Genomic DNA, 17,823 nt, shown 5'->3' with positions numbered 1-17,823 from the left:
GGGCTGGCAGAAGGCTCAGCCACTGACCCGGATGAGGAGTCTGCCCAGCTGGCCAGCCGCACGCTAGGGCACTATCAGGCCAATGCCGAGCGCTTTCGCGAGGGCACGCAGGATCACGATGTCAGCCAGAACATCGAGGCGTTGCTGCGGCACATTCAGGCGCCGGCGCCCTGGCAGATCCTTGATCTGGGCTGCGGGCCGGGGCGCGATCTGCGCACGTTTCGCGCGCTGGGTCATAACGCCGTAGGACTTGATGGTGCCGAGGCCTTTGTGCAGATGGCGCGTGAGGCCAGCGGTTGCGAGGTGTGGCATCAGGACTTTCTGGCGTTGGACTTGCCGGCGGCGCGCTTTGACGGCATCTTTGCCAACGCCTGTCTGTTCCATATCCCCAGCCACTTGCTGCCCGGTGCCTTGGCGCAATTGCATCAGACGTTGAAGCCCGGTGGTGTGCTGTTCAGTTCCAACCCGCGCGGGGAGGATCAGGAAGGCTGGAGCGGTGAGCGCTACGGTGCCTACTACCGGCTGGAGACCTGGCGTGCCTTGCTGCAGGCGGCGGGCTTTGTCGAGCTGGAGCATTACTATCGCCCAGCCGGCCTGCCGCGTGAGCAGCAGCCCTGGCTGGCGAGTGTCTGGCGGCGGGGCTGAAACGACACCGCCCGGCAATGGCCGGGCGGTGTGTTGGTGCTCTTTTGTGCTGGTCAATGGTGGATACGCCTGCGGCTTAATCCACCCTACGGGGGCTGCCCGGTAGGGCGGACTAAGCCGCAGGCGTGTCCGCGCAACGCGTCTTTTGTCAGACCCTAGAAGTCAAAATCCACCTTGGCCCACAGTGAGCGCCCCGGCTCGTTGATGGCGATGGCATCGGCGGGATAGCCAAACGCCGAGTTGCCGGCCAGGTTGAGGTGCTCTGCGTAGGCCTTGTCGAACAGGTTGTCGACACCGACGCTGAGCTTCAGCTGCTCGCTCAGGCGGTAGGCGCCGTTGAGTGAGAAGACGCCAAAGCCGGCGCTCTTGCCAATGTCCTGGCCAACCACGTTGCCGGCGCCTTCATCCACCCGGTTCTGCTCGGCGACCACGCGCCACAGGGCACCGGCGCTCCAGTCGTTGTGGGCGTAGCTCAGGCCCAGGCGGGCTTCGAGTGGCGGCATCTGTGGCAGCGGCTCGCCGTCGCTGCGGTTTTCGCCCCAGGCGTAGGCTAGGGTCGCATCGGCGTTCCAGCGCTCGGTCAGGTCATAGGCTACGCCCATCTCCGCACCGGCGATGCGCGCGTCGACGTTGTAGGCCTGGCTGCTGGACATGCCCATCATGCCGGTGGAATACCGGAACAGAATGAAGTCATCCACCTGGCCGGCGTAGGCGGAGGCCCAGGCCTGCAGGTTGTCGCGCTGATACTGGATGCCCACATCCAGCTGGGTGGTCTTCTCCGGTTCGATGCCGTCAAAGGCGTTGACCTCGCCGGTGGGCGCCAGGCTGGCGGAGAACAGCTCCCAGTAATCCGGGAAGCGCGCGGCGTGACCGAGGCCGGCATACAGGGTGGTGGGGCTGCCTTGCAAGTCCTGCTCGTAGCGCACAAAACCGCTGGGCAGGGTGTCGCTGCGGGTCTGGCCGGCGGTCGGGTTGGGGGTGGCCATGCCCATCATATTGCGAATACCCACCCGGTAGTCCTTGACCGAGGCGCGGTCCAGCCGTGCGCCGCCGATCCAGCGGGTCCGGTCGCTGCGCTGCCAGGTGGCTTCGCTGAACAGTCCGTAGTTGTGCATGACCGCGTCTTTTTCCCAGGCGAACTCGTCCGCATCGGTATAGCCGGTCATCATGCTGTAGCTGGACGAGCGGCCCCGGTGTTCGCTGCGCTGGGCGTCGACACCGGTGACCAGTTCGAGCTGGTCCAGCTCGAAGGTCAGCGCCAGGCGACCGCCCAGCGTGCGGCGGTCAACCTGGGCCGCCATGGGCATGGGCATCATGCTGGTCGGGTCAGGTGCGCGCAGGCGGAAGTTGTCCATCACATGGTCGGCGTAGTTGTAGTAGACCTGCGCCTCCAGCTTGTCAATGGCGCCCAGGTTGCTCTTCTCGAAACGCAGGCCCAGGCTTTCCCGCAGAAACTGGCTGCCGTCCATGCCCCGGCCGGCGTAGCGCGCCTCGCCGTCGCCCTTGCCGGCGGTGAACTCCAGCAGGGTGTCGGCATCCGGCGTCCAGCCAAGGGCAATGTCGCCGTTCCACTTGCTCCAGCGCGACGGCACGGTGTCGCCGTTGCCGTCTTCGTAGTCGTCGGATTTGGCGTCGTTGCCGGTAAAGCGCAGGTAGCCGCTCTGGTTGCCGATGGCGGCGTCCAGGGTCTTGTCGAAGCGACCGTTACTGCCGCCCAGCACACTGGCATGGAGACGACTGCCAGGTTCATCGAACTGTTCCGGCTCGCGCTCGAACAGCACGGTGCCGGCCGAGGCTCCCGGCCCCCAGCGGACGCTCTGCGGGCCCTTGATCACGGTCAGGCGGTCGTAGGTTTCGGGCGAGATGTAGGAGCTGGGCGCGTCCATGCGGTTGGGGCAGGCGCCGATCATCTGCCCGCCATTGGCCAGCAGGTTGATGCGCGAGCCGAACATGCCGCGCAGCACGGTGTCGCCGTTGGTGCCACCGCTGCGGATGGCGGAGAAACCGGGGATGGTCTTCAGATAGTCGGTGGCGTCGCTGGCTGGAATGGGCTGACGCGGGTCTTTCGGGTCGGCAATGATGGTCAGCGGTGAGCTTTGCTGCACGGCTGTCACGACCACCGGGGGCAGCTGAATCAGCGCCGGCTGATGGTCATGTTCATGTTGCGCATGGCCCTCATGAACGGCTTGCGCGTTGGCACCCAGGCTGGTCAGCAGCAGGGCGAAGGCGGCTTGCCAGCGCAGGCTGGCGCTGGTCCGGGTGAAACGGTTGGCATGTTGCATTGTTGTCATCCACACAGTGGCCACTGCGGCGCAGGCGCGCCGGGCCGGAATCAGAAAAAGGTGATGTGAGGGTGACGCAACGCACGGCCGATGGCCGCAGAGGCTCAGACGGCGCGTGGCGTGGCGTCGAGCGTGTGTGGTGAAGCGCGGGGGTTGATAGCGGGCCAGACCTTGCGCGGCGGCGGACGGGCCCATTGGCCGCTGGGCTGGGCACTGACAGTGGTAAAGGGCAGGTAGTCCAGCGTCCAGCCCTGTGACGCCAGCGGCGCGGCGTGGCCGACAGAGGAGCACAGCGGGCAACCCGGTTGCAGGTCGCTCATCTGCTGCTGACTGCCGTCATCCAGATCGATACTGCTCTGGAAGCTGCTCAGGTAGCAGGCGGGTATACCGGTGCCGCTGAGATACTGGCCGCTCATCTGCCCCTGATGTAAACCGCAGGTAAGCAAACCCAGCAAGGTGCACAGATAGAGCACCAGGACGAGGCTGTGATGGTGGCGGCGGGGCAGAGTCATGCGCGGAATTCTAGCACTCCGCGCCCTTTTCCGTACTCCGTATCCTGTGGCTGTTTGCCGCACGCCGGATGTCAGGCGTCGAAGCGGTCCGGCTCCTCGGCAAACGGCAACTGGGCGGCCTGTTCCAGCTCATCGCCGGGGTGATTGGCCAGGCAGGTTTGGACCGCGATGTACAGGCCCAGCAGGGTCAGCAATCCCGAGACTTCTGCAATCAGCATCGTTACTCCCTCCGTTATATCAACTGGCGGTAGCCAGATAGGTGGTTGCAGTCTGCTCCGCCTTTGCCTGCCGCACTGTGCGCCAGGTATTCCAGGCCATGCACAGCATGCCGGTCAGGAAAAAGGCGCCGCCGATCACGCGGACGACATAGCCCGGGTGGCTGGCCTCCAGCGCCTCCACGAAGCTGTAGGTCGGCGTACCATCCACGTTGACGGCTCGCCACATCAGGCCCTGGGTAATGCCGTTCACCCACATCGATACGATATAGAGCACGGTGCCGATGGTGGCCAGCCAGAAGTGCAGATTGATCAGGCCGATGCTGTACATTTTCTCCGTGCCGAAGACCTTCGGGATCAGATGGTACAGCGAGCCAAAGGTGATCAACGCTACCCAGCCCAGCGCCCCTGCATGGACGTGGCCGATGGTCCAGTCAGTATAGTGCGACAGTGCGTTAACGGTTTTGATCGCCATCATCGGCCCTTCAAAGGTCGACATGCCGTAGAAGGCGAGTGCGACCACCAGAAAGCGCAGAATCGGATCGGTGCGCAGCTGATGCCAGGACCCCGACAGCGTCATCATGCCGTTGATCATGCCGCCCCAGCTGGGGGCCAGCAGGATCAACGACATCACCATGCCGAGCGACTGCGCCCAGTCCGGCAGCGCGGTGTAGTGCAGGTGGTGGGGGCCGGCCCAGATGTACAGGCTGATCAACGCCCAGAAGTGCACTATCGACAGCCGGTAGGAGTAGACCGGGCGATTGACCTGCTTGGGCACGAAGTAATACATCATGCCGAGAAAACCGGTGGTCAGGAAAAAACCGACCGCGTTGTGCCCATACCACCATTGCACCATGGCATCGGTGGCCCCGGCGTAGACAGGGTAGGACTTGAACCAGCTGACCGGAATGGCCGCGTGGTTGACGATGTGCAGCACTGCGATCACCAGAATGAAGGCACCGAAGAACCAGTTGCCAACGTAAATGTGGCGGCTCTTGCGGCGCATCAGCGTGCCGAAGAACACGATGGCGTAAGCCACCCAGACAATCGCCATGAGTACCGCGCCGGTAAACTCGAGTTCGGCGTATTCCTTGGTGGTGGTCAGGCCCTGGGGCAGGGTTACCAGCATGGTCACGATGACTGCCTGCCAGCCCCAGAAGGTGAACGCGGTGAGGCGCGGCGCGATCAGCGCCGCCTGGCAGGTGCGCTGAACGACGTAGTAGCTGGCGGCAAACTGCGCGCTGCCGGCAAAACCGAAGATCACCAGGCTGGTGTGCAGTGGTCGCAGCCGACCAAAGGAGGTCCACGGCAGGTCCAGGTTCAGCGCTGGCCAGACCAGTTGCGAGGCGACCAGCAGGCCGACGGACATGCCGATCACGCCCCAGACCACGGTCATAATGGTGAACTGGCGCACCACCTTGTAGTTGTACCCTTGCGCAGCAGAGTTCTGCATCTTCAACCCCTTCATGGCAGTGACACGACGCATGTCGCGATAACGCCTGCACTCTAGGGTTTAGCGCCAGTACAAAACAGACTCAGAGATGGCCGCAAAAAGCAGATCAGATAGGGCTGCGCTCAGAAGGCGGCGAGCAAGCGTCCGAGGGTTGCCATGGCCTGTTCGCAGCGCTCATCCCAGGGCGTGCCGTAGTTCAGCCGCGCGCAGTTGCGGTACTGCCGGTTGGCCGAGAAGATCGGCCCCGGTGCCAGACTGATGCCCTGCGCCAGCGCGTGCTGGAACAGCTGCAGCGAGTCGACCCGTTCGGGAAACTCGAACCACAGAAAATACCCGCCATTGGGGCGGCTGACCCGGGTCTCACGGGGGAAGTGCCGCGCGGCAGAAGCCAGCATGGCCCGTTGCTGGCTCTCCAGTGCGTGACGCAACTTGCGCAGGTGACGGTCGTAGCCGCCGTGCTGCAGGTAGTCGGCCAGCGCGGCCTGAGTGGGTACCGACGGGGAAATGGTGGTCATCAGCTTGAGACGGCTGACCTGTTCGGCAAAGCGCCCGGCCGCTACCCAGCCGACCCGATAACCGGGTGCCAGACACTTGGAGAACGAGCCGCAGTGCATTACCAGCCCGTCGGTATCGAAACTTTTGACCGGTCTGGGTGGCTTGGCGCTGAAGTACAGTTCGGCGTAGACATCGTCCTCGATCATCGGCACCTGATGCTGCTTGAGCAGGGCATATAGCTGCTTTTTCTTGGCGTCGCTCATACTGGCGCCCAGCGGGTTCTGCAGGCTGCTCATAAACCAGCAGGCCTTGATCGGAAAGCGCTGCAGGCTGTCGGCGAGGCTGTCGAGGTCGATGCCTTCGCGTGGATGCACCGGGATCTCGACCGCCTTGAGCTGTAAGCGCTCCAGCACCTGCAAGGTGGCGTAAAACGCCGGGCTTTCGATGGCGACCAGGTCACCGGGCTGGGTGACCGACTGCAGGCACAGGTTGAGCGCTTCCATCGCGCCATTGGTGATCACCAGTTCGTCCATCGGCAGCAGCATGCCGCTGACCATATAGCGCAGGGCGATCTGGCGGCGCAGGTCGGGGTTGCCGGCGGTCATGTCGGCAATCACCGAGTGGGGCTTCATGTCCCGTGCGCTGCTGGCCAGCGAGCGCGACAGCCGCGCCAGCGGAAACAGATCCGGGCTCGGGAAGGCCGAGCCGAAGGCGACCATTTCCGGGTCCTTGAGTGAGCCAAGGACCGAGAACACCAGTTCGCTGACGTCCACGTCGACGCTGCTGGAGGCGTAGGGGCTGATGTTCGGCTCGCTCAACTGGCGCCGTGCCAGCGCGTGGACAAAGTAGCCCGAGCGGGGTCTGGCCTGAATCAGACCGCGATCTTCCAGCAGGTAGTAGGCCTGAAAGACGGTCGATGGACTGACCCCGTAGGTGCGGCTGGCGTGCCGCACCGAGGGGATCTTTTCGCCGGGGGCGATGACCCCGGTGCGGATCAGCTCGGCGATGTCGTCGGCCAGCTTTTCGTAGCGTTTCATCCCGTTCTGCGACTCTGAAGGAGGTGTCCGCCACTCTAGGTCATCACGCGCGCGCATGCGATATCAACGCGTCATCGGTGAGACAAAGGTACTCTCGTCGCTGACCTTGCTCGCTGTGTCGTTCAGATCCTGCACTACAAACGCCAGCGGCTCGCTGCCGGCGGCAGCGTTCGGATCGCGGCGGCTGACCCGCACGGCGACGGTGCGGGTTTCGCCGGCGGCGACCTGCAGGTTGCCCAGACCTTGCGTGTTGAACCGCTCGGCGCCTTCCAGGTTGATGCTGTACTCACGGGGCTGCTGGGTCTTGTTCAGCACCTTGAGGGTGTAGATGTTTTCGATCTCGCCGTTGCTGTTGGCGCGGAACACGCTGCGGTCCCGGCTGATGTCCAGATCGATCAGCGGGCGTTCCTGCAGCCCCCACACCAGTCCGCCGATCATCAGCAACAGGGCAATGGCGTAGCCGACCAGGCGCGGCCGCAGCCAGTGGGTTTTGCCGCCGGCCAGCGCGCGCTCGGAGGTATAGCGAATCAGCCCGCGCTGATAGCCCATCTGATCCATGATGCCGTTGCAGGCGTCGATGCAGGCGCCACAGCTGATGCAGTCGATTTGCAGGCCGTCGCGGATGTCGATGCCGGTCGGGCAGACCTGCACGCAGACGGTGCAGTCGATGCAGTCACCGAGCCCGGCGGCAGCCGGATCGCTGTTCTTCTTGCGCGGGCCGCGGGCTTCGCCGCGTGCGGCGTCGTAGGTCACAAGCAGCGTGTCGGCATCAAACATCGCGCTCTGGAAGCGCGAGTACGGGCACATGTGCAGGCATACCTGCTCGCGCAGCCAGCCGGCGTTGAAGTAGGTGGCGGCGGTAAAGCACAGTAGCCAGAATGCGGTGGTCGCGCCAACCTGCCAGCTCAGCAGGTCGCCGACCAGATCGCGCACCGGGGTGAAGTAACCGATGAAGCCGATGGCGGTAGCCAGACTGATCGCCAGCCAGAGCCCGTGCTTGGCTCCGCGGCGCAGCAGTTTGTTGAGCGACCAGGGCGCGGCGTCCAGGCGAATGCGCTGGTGGCGCTCGCCTTCGGTGACTTTCTCCACCCACATGAACATCCAGGTCCAGACGCTCTGCGGGCAGCTGTAGCCGCACCAGACCCGGCCGGCGACCACGGTGATAAAGAACAGGCCAAAGGCGGCAATCATCAGAATGGCTGACAGCAGGATGAAGTCCTGCGGCCAGAAGGTCGCGCCGAAGATATGGAACTGCTTGCTGTCCAGATCCCAGAGCACGGCCTGCTGGCCGTTCCAGTCGATCCAGGCGGTACCGAAAAACAGCAGCATCAGTGCACCGGCTCCGAGCAGGCGCAAGTTGCGGTACAGGCCCTTGAAACTGCGGGTATGAATGGGTCCGCCCTGCTGGGCGGGCGTCAGGTCTTTAAGGGGGATATGGCTGGTCATGGCATCACGGCTCTTGGATTTTCAGGCTGTGGCGATGATGCGGGGATAGCTGATCTGGTAACAGATTCAGATTGGACGCAAAAAACCATATCAGATGGAGCGGTCCGTGCCGTTGGCCGGCGCAGCGTGTTTGCCTTCTCTGCGCATGCACGAAGCCGTAGTGCGGACTAAGCCAAAGGCGTGTCCGCGTATGCTTTTCATGGGCGCTGACGGCAGGCTTTGTGAGGACTCAAAAAGGTCTAAGGCTAACTTTAGGCGTCTCTCGTTTGCCTGCCGACTTTCATCAGGCGAGGGCCCGCGGGCTGCTTCTGAATCAGCCTTTCGCCTTCACGGCGAGCCAAGGGGCACCCGGCTACGCGGCCCTTCGAGTTCGCTGTGTGGCTCGGTTTGACGGGGATCGGCAGAACTCGGCTCTGCGAGCCTCAGACAGGCTGCCGCTCTTCTTCCCGCCAAACCTGCGCTACTCGCCCGCGTAAAGGGGACGAAACCCAGTGCACACTCAATCCTTCAAGTATTTGGTCAACAGCCGCACTGCAACCGCATGCGGTGTTGCCTTGCGCTTTAGGAAAAACAGCGCTTTCAGTACCACTGATACGGTTTTTTTAGCAGGATCTGAGGCTGGTATGGGCTCAGCTGCATCCGCATAGTGGCCGCCTTGATGATACTGTGCGGGAGGCCCGCTGCTGGCGGGAACTGCCGCCTGCCGAGAGGTGAGCATGTACCACTACGATGAGTATGACCGGGCGCTGGTTGCCGAGCGGGTGGCCCAGTTTCGTGATCAGATCAGCCGGCGGCTGAGCGGCGAACTGAGCGAGGAGGAGTTTTTGCCGCTGCGCCTGCAGAACGGCCTGTATCTGCAACGGCATGCCTACATGCTGCGGGTGGCGATTCCCTACGGCACGCTGTCGGCCGATCAGCTGCGTGCGCTGGCGGGCGTCGCCCGCGACTTTGACCGCGGCTACGGCCACTTCACCACGCGTCAGAATATTCAGTTCAACTGGATCGAGCTGGAGCAGGTGGGTGACATTCTGGCCCGGCTGGCGGCGGTCGACATGCATGCGATTCAGACCTCCGGTAACTGTGTGCGCAATATCAGCACCGACGCCTTTGCCGGGGTGGCTGCCGATGAGGTGCTCGACCCGCGGCCGCTGGCCGAGATTCTGCGCCAGTGGTCGACGATCAATCCGGAGTTTCTCTACCTGCCGCGCAAATTCAAGATCGCTCTGTGCTCGGCCAGCGAAGACCGTGCGGCGGTGATGATGCACGACATCGGGCTCTATCTGTACCGGGATGCCGCGGGCGAGATGCTGTTCGACGTCATGGTCGGCGGCGGCCTGGGGCGTACGCCGATTCTGTCGCAGCCGATCCGTCGGGCGCTGCCCTGGCAGCACCTGTTGTCCTATGTCGAGGCGGTGCTGCGGGTTTATAACCGCCACGGCCGCCGGGACAACAAGTACAAGGCGCGCATCAAGATTCTGGTCAAGGCGCTCGGCATAGACGCTTTTGCCCGCGAGGTCGAGGCCGAGTGGCAGCACATCAAGGATGGCCCCGCCGAGCTGACCCGCGATGAGTATGAGCGCGTTGCCGCCAGCTTTCAGCCGCCGAGCTACCCGCCACAGCCAGCGGTGGACCTGGAATTTGGCAGCGCGCTGGCGCGCGACGCCGGGTTTGCCCGCTGGGTGCAGCGCAACACCCATGCACACAAGCGACCGGGCTACGTGTCGGTCACGCTGTCGACCAAGCCCGGCGCCGACATGCCGCCCGGTGACGTGACTGCCGAGCAGATGGAGCAGGTGGCGCTGATGGCCGAGCGCTTTGGCTTCGGCGAGATTCGGGTCGCCCACGAACAGAATCTGGTGCTGCCGGATGTCGCCAAGGCAGACCTGTACGCGCTCTGGCAGCAGGCCTGCGAGTTCGGCCTGGCGACACCCAATATCGGCCTGCTGACCGACGTGATTGCCTGCCCCGGCGGCGATTACTGTTCGCTGGCCAACGCCAAGTCCATTCCGGTGGCGCAGGCCATTCAGCAGCGCTTTGCCGACCCCGAGCTGCTGCAGGATCTGGGCGAGATCAGCCTGAACATTTCCGGCTGCATGAACGCCTGTGGTCATCATCACATTGGCAATATCGGCATTCTTGGCGTCGATAAAAACGGCAGCGAGTGGTATCAGCTCACCATCGGTGGGGCGCAGGGCAAGCAGAGCGCGTTGGGCAAGGTGATCGGTCCGGCCTTCAGCGCCGAGGACGTGCCCGAGGTGATTGCCCAACTGGCCGAGGTGTACCGCGAGCAGCGGCAGGGCACGGAGCGCTTTGTCGATACCGTCGCGCGTATCGGCCTCGCCCCGTTCAAGGCGCGTGTGTATCCGGCGCAGGAGGTGCGCGCATGAACAATCTGATACGGCTCACCGAGCATGGGCCTGAACGGGTGAATGAGGACCTGTGGACGCTGGCGCTGACCGGTGAGGAGCCCGCCGATGGTCCCCGGATTCTCAGTCTGGACGGCTGGCTGCAATCTCAGTCCGAGGCGGTGCTGAGCGGCCTTGAATCCAGCGCCGACGCGGTCTGCCTGCAACCCGATGACGAGGCCGAGCGGCTGCAACCCTATCTGGCGGTACTGCCGCTGATTGCCGTGCTGTTCCCGAGCTTTCGCGACGGCCGTGGCTACAGCCAGGCTTACCTGCTCCGCACCCGCATCGGCTGGACCGGCGAACTACGCGCGGTGGGGGATGTGCTGCGTGATCAGCTCAGCCACATGCGCCAGTGCGGCTTTGATGCCTTTGCCGTGCGCGAAGACAAATCTGTCGAGGATGCCATCAAGGGGCTGAGCGGCATGAGCGTGCTCTATGGGCGCTCGGCGATTGAGCCGCGGCCGCTGTTTCGTCGACGGAGCAGCGAATGCTGAAGGGGCTGCTGTTGCTGGTGGTGATGCAGGCGGTTGGTGCGTTGCTGCAGGCTGTCTGGTTGCCGATGCTGCCCGCGCCGGTCATCGGTTTGCTGCTGCTGTTGGCGTTGCTGGTGCTGCTGGGCCGGATTCCTGAGTGGCTGGAGCAGGCGAGCGCGGCATTGCTCGGCTATCTGCCGCTGATGCTGGCGATTCCGGCGACCGGTATTCTGCTCGGCGGTGATGTGCTGCTGGCGCAACTGCCTGCGATTGGCGCGGGGTTGGTCGTGTCGCTGCTGCTGTGTATTCCGCTGTGCGGCGTGCTGATGCAACGGCTGATGAACGGGAGGCGTGAAGATGACTGACGCGCTGCTGCAGGTGGTCCATGCGCCACTGACCGCCATCGCGCTGACGCTGGCGGCTTTTGTGTTTGCACTCTGGCTTTACCGGCGCACCGGCTGGCTGGTGCTGCAGCCGGTATTGATCACCATGCTGCTGATCATTGCCGGTATCCGCCTGTTGCAGCTGGATTATGCCGCCTACCGTGAAGCTGTTGTGCCCATCGCCTGGTTGCTCGGGCCCACCACGGTCGCGCTGGCGGTGCCCCTGTATCGGAATCTGCGGCGTATTCGCGCCAATCTCTGGCCGGTGCTGGTGACACTGCTGGTCGGTGGGAGCGCCAGCGTGGCCTTGACCTTGCTCGCCGCCTGGTTACTGGGGGCAGACCTGTCGGTGCTGATGACCCTGGCGACCAAGTCGGTGACCATGCCGATTGCCATGCCGCTGGCCGAGCAACTGGGCGGGCTGGCGGCGCTGGCCGCGGTGCTGGTGATGTTGACCGGTGTATTGGGCACCGTCATGTTGCCGCCGTTGCTGATGCTCGCCGGGGTCAATCACCCGGCGGCGCGGGGCATGGCCTACGGCATGAATGCGCATGCGGTGGGCACGGCCCGGGCGCTGGAGGAGGGCGATGAATGTGCGGCCTTTTCTGCGCTGGCGATGGGCGCGCTGGGGGTGCTGACCGCCTTGCTGCTGCCTGCCGCGGTGCTGGGATGGCAGCTGATCAGCGGCTGACCGGCCCTCAGCTGCCGGCGGTCAGGTGGCGCGCGATGCCGCGTTTGAGCGGGTTGAGCTGCTGCGCCGCGCGCAGGGCCGCGCCGCGCAACAGGCGCATGGGCAGGCGGTCATTGGTGTAGCAGCCAACCAGCAGGTTGGTGGCCTGGTAGAGCGGCCAGGTGGCCAGGCGCTGCTGGCGCTCATAGCGGTTCAGCAGGGCAATGGAGCCGATATCGCGGTTGCGCCTATGGGCGTCGAGCAGCAGCGTACTCAGGCGCTGCACACTGCCCAGGCCGAAGTTGAAACCATGCGCGGTGACCGGGTGCATGCCGACGGCGGCGTCGCCGATCAGGGCGCTGCGATGTGCGGTCAGGTGGCTGGCGTAGGCACCCACCAGCGGATAGACATGCCGCTCGCTGACCAGCGTCATGCCACCGAGTCGGTCGGCAAAACGGTGTTCCATTTCGGTAGCAAACTCGGTGGCGCTCATCTGCTGCAGCCGCTCGATATCCCGAGGCGGCAGGGTGACCACCACCGAGGATTGACGACCATTGAGTGGCAGCAGCGCCAGGGTCTGACCGTAGCCAAACCATTCCCAGGCGACCTGCTGGTGGTCGGCGTCGTGCTGCATGCGGCAGACCAGCATACTTTTACCGAAGTCCTTCATCTGCGCACCGATGCCCAGCAGGCGTCGGGTCTCGGAAAAGCGGCTGTCTGCGGCCACCAGCAGGCTGCACTCCAGCGTGCTGCTGTCATCCAGCGCCAGCTCAATGCCGCCGCTATGCTGGCGCAGGTGGCGCAAGCGGGTGCCGGCGCGCACGGTGGCAGTGCCGGCGGCCTGTAGGCTGTCCCAGGCGGCCTGGCGGATGGCGCGATTGGCGACCAGGTGGCCGAGGTGATCGCTGCCGGCGTGGCGCGCCTGGATCTGCAGGGCGAACGGCGAGGGGCCGTTGAACACCTGGGCGTCGCGCAGCAATGCGACATCGTCGGCGGGCAAACGGTCCCAGATATCCAGCTGCTGCAGTAACCTGCGCGAGGCGTGGGTCAGGGCGATCTCGCGGCCGTCAAAGGCGGGGGCAGCCAGCGCAGACTCGGGCTGACGCTCGATCAGCGTGACCGCAAGGCCGCTGTCGGCCAGTGACCGGGCCAGACACAGGCCGCTGGGGCCAGCGCCGATGATGGCGATATCGCAGTGCATGACAGTCGCTCCTTCGAGGATGGAGAACGCAGTCTAGACACTTTGCTGCCCTGTTTAATTGTCCTGGGTCAGTGGTTGCCCCGAGTCGGTGCAGGCGGTGATGAGTGTGCTGCGCGGTGCGAGCCGTGTCGATGCCGCGTCGGCCGGACCTTTTAGGGCTGAAACAGACCAAAAGGTACAAAATTTGCTGTATTCAATGCCGCGCTGTTCCCTTACCTCCGTCAAGAGGATGCCCCTATGAGCAAGCCCCTGGTCCGCTGGGACCTCAATCCGCGCCGCACCGCGGTGATCGTCGTCGATATGCAGAAGGTCTTCTGCGAGCCGGACGGCGCTCTCTACGTGCCGAACACCGCCAAGATCATTCAGCCCATTCAGGCACTGGTCGATGCCGCCCGTGGCGTCGATGTGCCGGTGATTTACCTGCGTCACATCGTGCGTGGCGACGGCAGTGATACCGGCCGTATGCGCGATCTGTACCCCAACGTGGACGAGATTCTGGCTCGCAGCGAGCCGAATGTAGAGGTCATCGACGCGCTGGCGCCGCAGCCGGGTGACGTGGTCATCGACAAGCTGTTCTACAGCGGCTTTCACGGCACCGATCTGGACACCGTGCTGCGCGCCCGCGACGTGGACACCATCATCATCTGCGGCACGGTGACCAACGTCTGCTGCGAAACCACCATCCGCGACGGCGTGCATCGGGAATACAAGGTGATCGCCCTGAGCGACGCCAACGCGGCGATGGACTACCCGGATCTGGGCTTCGGCGCCATCAGTGCCGAGGAGATTCAACGTATCTCGCTCAGCACCATTGCCTATGAGTTTGGCGAGGTAACGACGACAGCGGATGTCATTAGCCGCCTGACAGCCGCTTAAGCCGCCAGCCAGCGCATCAGCAACGCGTACTGCATATCGGCCAGCGGCGGGCGCGGAATACGCACCCGGTGGCCGTTGCCCGGCGCCACCTCAATGGCGTTGCCGTTACGATCCTGCAGGGTTTCCAGTACAAGACTGTGGTTGCCCTGTGGGGTCATCAGCTCCAGCTGGTCGCCGATGGCAAAGCGGTTTTTCACCTCGATCTCGATCCAGTCGCGATCTTCCCCGGCCAGTTCACCGACGAACTGGTGACGGCTCATGCGCGAGGCGCCCTGTTCGTAGTTCTGATACACCCCGGGTGGGTGACGGCGGTAGAAGCCTTCGGTGTAGCCACGGTTGGCGAGGCTTTCCAGGTCGTCCATCAGGCCCAGATTGAACGGGCGTCCGGCGACCGCGTCGTCGATCGCCTGGCGGTAGACCTGCACCGTGCGGGCAACATAGAAATGCGATTTGGTGCGTCCCTCGATCTTCAGTGAGTCCACACCCATCTGCACGAAGCGTTCGACGTGCTGCACTGCGCGCAGGTCTTTGGAGTTCATGATGTAGGTGCCGTGCTCATCTTCCTCAATGGCCATCGGCTCGTCGGGTTTGTCGTGCTGGGTGATGATCTGCACCGGCTGTGCAACCGGCTCGATATTGCCTTCGGCAGTTTCGACCGCGGGTTTTACGTCATATTGCCAGCGGCAGGCGTTGGTGCAGGCGCCCTGGTTGGCGTCGCGGTGGTTGAAGTAGCCGGACAGCAGGCAGCGGCCGGAGTAGGCGATGCACAGGGCGCCGTGGACAAACACTTCCAGGCCGACATCCGGGCAGCGCTGACGGATCTCTTCAACCTCCTCCAGTGACAGCTCGCGCGACAGAATGATGCGCTCCAGCCCCAGCTGCTGCCAGAACTTGACCGTCGCCCAGTTCACCGCGTTGGCCTGCACCGAGAGGTGTACCGGCAGCTCCGGCCAGCGCTCGCGCACCAGCATGATCAGCCCTGGGTCCGACATGATCAGCGCATCCGGCCCCATGGCGACCACGGGTTCCAGGTCGCGCAGGTAGGTAGCGACCTTGCTGTTGTGCGCTGCAATATTGCTGGCCAGATAGAACTTTTTTCCGAGTGCGTGGGCTTCCTTGATGCCCTCGGCCATGACTTCCGGGTTGTGAAAGTCGTTCTCGCGCACGCGCAGGCTGTAGCGCGGCTGACCGGCGTACACCGCGTCGGCGCCATAGGCGAAGGCGTAGCGCATGGCCTTGAGGGTGCCGGCGGGGGCCAGCAGTTCGGGGGCATTGGGCATGATCGGGACCTGCGAAAAAAGGTCGCAGCTTAGTGGCTTCGTCTGTCTGACGTATTGACCGAGATCAGGGCTTCCCTTGGCCGCTGCCGGTGGATGACGCACAATGCCGGCTTCCTTGGGATGAGCCCGACTTATGGATATCAGCCTCGCCAGAACCTTTCTTGAAGTTGTCCGCAGCGGCAGCCTGATTGCAGCCTCCGAGCAGTTGCACGTCACTCAGGCGGCGGTGACGGCGCGTATTCAGAGCCTGGAGTCGCAGCTCAACTGCCGCCTGTTTGTGCGCAACCGGGGCGGCGCGCGACTGACGGCCGATGGCGAGCTGTTTGTCACCTACGCCAATCAGCTGGTGCAGACCTGGGAGGCAGCGCAGCGGGATTTGCCGTTGGCCAGCGGTATCGACAATGTGCTGCATCTGGGCTGCGAAACCAGTCTCTATAACCCGCTGATGCTGCATTGGGTGCGCTTGCTGCGCACGGAGCTGGGTGCTCAAGCGGTGCGTGCCGAGGTGGGCGAGGGCGCGTTGCTGCAGCGCCGGCTGGAGCAGGGCACGCTGGATGCTGCGCTGGTGTTTCAGCCGAGTTACTGGCCGGGGCTGCAGGTCGAGGAGCTGTTGGAAGAGAAGCTGATTCAGGTATGTCTGCCGAGCCAGCCCGAGCCCTATATCTACATCGACTGGGGGGACGCCTTTCGCCAGCAGCATGATCGCGCCCTGCCGGACAAGGCCAAGGCTGAACTGACCTTCAATCTGGGGCCGATGGCCCTGCAGTACCTGCTCAGCTGCGGCGGCAGTGGTTATTTTCGTACCCGGGTGGTGCAGAGCTATCTGGACAGTGGACAGCTGCAGCGGGTGCCCCGGGCACCGGAATTCAGCTTCCCGACCTGGCTGGTCTACTCTCGCGAGCGTGACAGTGCGGTACTGCAGCAGGCGATCACGCTACTGCGTCAGGCCGCGACGGACAGCCATGACTGGTCACAGCGCTGGGACTGATCCGCTGCGGGTCAGGCGCCCAGCACCATGCTGCGTTGCAGCGCCGCAATCAGGTCGGTCTGGGTGACCATGCCGACCAGCTTTTCCTCATCGACTACCGGCAGACAGTGCAGGCCCTGGCTCGACAGCATGGGAGTCAGCTCACTGATAGGCAGTTGCGGCGACACCGCGATGACGGGCGAGGTCATCACGTCGCTCAGCGGTGACTTGTCGCCGCCGCCCCGGCGCAGCAGGCGGAAACTGCCGCTGCGGCCGACAAAGTTGGCCAGGTCAGTCAGGCTGACGATGCCCACCAGTTGCCGCTCGGCGTCGAGCACCGGCAACACCCGCAGGCGGTGAGCGTGCAACAGATCCAGCGCCTCGCGCACCCGCGTCTCGGGCGCAGCGCAGCGCAGGTCGCGGGACATGATGTCGGCCACCTGGATGCCCCCCAGGCTGCGACGCCGGGCGGCATCCTCGACCTTGCGCACCAGCTGCGTCAGGTCTTCGCGGGTCAGGTCGACAAAACCGCCAAAGTCATCCAGCGCGGCGTCCAGATCCGCATCGGTAAAGCCTACGCGCATCTCTGGCATGCTGTCGCTGGTGTGATGCAGGTCGACCTGCGGTTGCGGTCGCTTGGGATATCGTACGCCGGTCAGATTGTTGTAGAGCAGGGCAATGGCCAGCAGCGAGAGGGCGTTGAGCATCACCGGCAGCACGGCTTTTTCGCCCAAGGCCTGCAGCGCCGGCCCGGCCAGCACCACGCACAGCGCCACGGCACCGCCCGGTGGGTGCAGGCAGCGCAGGGCAAACATGGCTATCAGCGACAGGGCGACCGCCAGTGCGGCCATTTCCAGACTGTGGCCGCCGAGCTGCGCGACCAGCGTCGCTACCACGGCGGATACCAGGTAACCACCACAGATCGACCAGGGCTGGGCCAGTGCGCCGGAGGGCACGGAAAACAGCAGAATGGCCGAGGCGCCTACCGGGCCGATCAGCAGGGTGGCCACGGCGGCGCCAAACATCAGCTGGCATACCCAGACGCTGACAAATAGCCCAATGGCCGCGCCGCAGGTGGCGCGCAGCCATTCGCGCGGACGGCTGTTGAGTTGCCGCGCGCCGAGTAGCGTGAGGCGTTGAGGGGGCTGGCTGGCAGGCAGATTGCTGGTGTCGGTCATGGTATCGCTTGTTGCAGATGAAGAGGGGCAGGGCGGTCAGTGTGTCTTGCGCTCGGGGGCGTCGGGTGGTGCATCGACAAAGCGCCACAGGCAGCAGCAGATGCCGCACCACAGCAGCAGGGTGAGCAGCAGGAGCAGCAGCGTCATGCCGGAATACGCCGCTGAGCCAAGACACCCGTATCGCGAGGTCCGAAGGGAGAAGCGCGGAGGCAGGGCGCAAGGTTGGCAGTGAGGATCATGGCGGCTCTAACGCAGGTGTTGGCTCGAGAGGTGAGCAGGGTTAGTGTGCCGCCATCTTGCAT

At 64.2% G+C, this 17,823-nt stretch carries 16 protein-coding genes; 7 read left to right on the top strand and 9 right to left on the bottom strand.

The window, feature by feature from the left end; all coding sequences use genetic code 11:
- Positions 1-3 precede the first annotated feature (3 nt).
- Positions 4-645, top strand: coding sequence for a class I SAM-dependent methyltransferase (locus ASB58_RS15395; protein ID WP_235827321.1), 642 nt, complete (start codon positions 4-6; stop codon positions 643-645).
- 155 nt (positions 646-800) lie between these two features.
- Here ASB58_RS15395 and ASB58_RS15390 read toward each other — a convergent pair whose 3' ends face one another.
- The 6 genes from ASB58_RS15390 to ccoG all read right to left on the bottom strand — a co-directional run bounded on the left by ASB58_RS15390 (position 801) and on the right by ccoG (position 8,085).
- Positions 801-2,936, bottom strand: coding sequence for a TonB-dependent copper receptor (locus tag ASB58_RS15390; protein WP_407920685.1), 2,136 nt, complete (start codon positions 2,934-2,936; stop codon positions 801-803).
- 95 nt (positions 2,937-3,031) lie between these two features.
- Complete coding sequence (locus ASB58_RS15385; RefSeq protein WP_118131498.1) at positions 3,032-3,439, bottom strand: DUF2946 family protein; 408 nt, start codon at positions 3,437-3,439, stop codon at positions 3,032-3,034.
- 71 nt (positions 3,440-3,510) lie between these two features.
- Positions 3,511-3,657, bottom strand: a complete 147-nt coding sequence (locus ASB58_RS20075; protein WP_181977952.1) for a hypothetical protein — start codon at positions 3,655-3,657, stop codon at positions 3,511-3,513.
- Positions 3,658-3,676: 19 nt separating this feature from the next.
- Positions 3,677-5,107 (bottom strand): cytochrome-c oxidase, cbb3-type subunit I, encoded by a 1,431-nt coding sequence (ccoN, locus tag ASB58_RS15380; protein WP_118131548.1) that lies wholly within the window; start codon positions 5,105-5,107, stop codon positions 3,677-3,679.
- Positions 5,108-5,229: 122 nt separating this feature from the next.
- Positions 5,230-6,639 carry a GntR family transcriptional regulator MpaR gene (gene mapR, locus ASB58_RS15375; RefSeq protein WP_118131497.1) on the bottom strand — a complete coding sequence of 470 codons (1,410 nt, stop codon included), beginning with the start codon at positions 6,637-6,639 and terminating at the stop codon, positions 5,230-5,232.
- A gap of 63 nt (positions 6,640-6,702) precedes the next feature.
- A complete protein-coding gene (gene ccoG / locus ASB58_RS15370) occupies positions 6,703-8,085 on the bottom strand; it encodes a cytochrome c oxidase accessory protein CcoG (RefSeq protein WP_118131496.1) in 1,383 nt (460 codons plus the stop codon).
- Between the two features lie 716 nt (positions 8,086-8,801).
- Between ccoG and ASB58_RS15365 the strand changes: the two genes are divergently transcribed.
- From ASB58_RS15365 to ASB58_RS15350, 4 genes are read left to right on the top strand one after another with little or no spacing between them, the layout of a single operon-like run.
- A complete protein-coding gene (locus tag ASB58_RS15365) occupies positions 8,802-10,472 on the top strand; it encodes a nitrite reductase NirA (protein ID WP_118131495.1) in 1,671 nt (556 codons plus the stop codon).
- Complete coding sequence (locus tag ASB58_RS15360) at positions 10,469-10,987, top strand: DUF934 domain-containing protein (RefSeq protein WP_118131494.1); 519 nt, start codon at positions 10,469-10,471, stop codon at positions 10,985-10,987. The genes ASB58_RS15365 and ASB58_RS15360 overlap by 4 nt, the downstream gene beginning before the upstream one ends.
- Positions 10,981-11,331, top strand: a complete 351-nt coding sequence (locus ASB58_RS15355; protein WP_118131493.1) for a CidA/LrgA family protein — start codon at positions 10,981-10,983, stop codon at positions 11,329-11,331. The genes ASB58_RS15360 and ASB58_RS15355 overlap by 7 nt, the downstream gene beginning before the upstream one ends.
- The gene (locus ASB58_RS15350; RefSeq protein ID WP_118131492.1) at positions 11,324-12,040 is read left to right on the top strand and encodes an LrgB family protein; all 717 of its coding nucleotides are present in this window, start codon (positions 11,324-11,326) and stop codon (positions 12,038-12,040) included. The genes ASB58_RS15355 and ASB58_RS15350 overlap by 8 nt, the downstream gene beginning before the upstream one ends.
- Before the next feature lie 7 nt (positions 12,041-12,047).
- Here the strand turns inward: ASB58_RS15350 and ubiM are convergent, their stop codons facing one another.
- Positions 12,048-13,220, bottom strand: coding sequence for a 5-demethoxyubiquinol-8 5-hydroxylase UbiM (gene ubiM, locus ASB58_RS15345; protein ID WP_096005560.1), 1,173 nt, complete (start codon positions 13,218-13,220; stop codon positions 12,048-12,050).
- 237 nt (positions 13,221-13,457) lie between these two features.
- On the opposite strand from ubiM, the gene ASB58_RS15340 reads away from it, so the two are divergent.
- Entirely contained in the window at positions 13,458-14,096 is a 639-nt protein-coding gene (locus ASB58_RS15340) for an isochorismatase family protein (protein ID WP_118131491.1), read from the top strand.
- Here ASB58_RS15340 and trhP read toward each other — a convergent pair.
- Positions 14,093-15,376, bottom strand: coding sequence for a prephenate-dependent tRNA uridine(34) hydroxylase TrhP (gene trhP, locus ASB58_RS15335; protein WP_118131490.1), 1,284 nt, complete (start codon positions 15,374-15,376; stop codon positions 14,093-14,095). The two genes, ASB58_RS15340 and trhP, sit on opposite strands and share 4 nt — an antisense overlap.
- Positions 15,377-15,509: 133 nt before the next feature.
- Between trhP and ASB58_RS15330 the strand changes: the two genes are divergently transcribed.
- Positions 15,510-16,364, top strand: a complete 855-nt coding sequence (locus ASB58_RS15330) for a LysR family transcriptional regulator (RefSeq protein WP_118131489.1) — start codon at positions 15,510-15,512, stop codon at positions 16,362-16,364.
- A gap of 11 nt (positions 16,365-16,375) precedes the next feature.
- Here ASB58_RS15330 and ASB58_RS15325 read toward each other — a convergent pair whose 3' ends face one another.
- Positions 16,376-17,521, bottom strand: a complete 1,146-nt coding sequence (locus tag ASB58_RS15325; RefSeq protein ID WP_118131488.1) for an HPP family protein — start codon at positions 17,519-17,521, stop codon at positions 16,376-16,378.
- Positions 17,522-17,823: the final 302 nt, after the last annotated feature.

This window comes from Pseudomonas abyssi, from assembly GCF_003444685.1.
In the GTDB taxonomy this organism is placed as follows: Bacteria; Pseudomonadota; Gammaproteobacteria; order Pseudomonadales; family Pseudomonadaceae; genus Halopseudomonas; species Halopseudomonas abyssi.
Note: the sequence above shows the minus strand (reverse complement) of the source record. Positions and strands in the feature narration are given on the sequence as shown.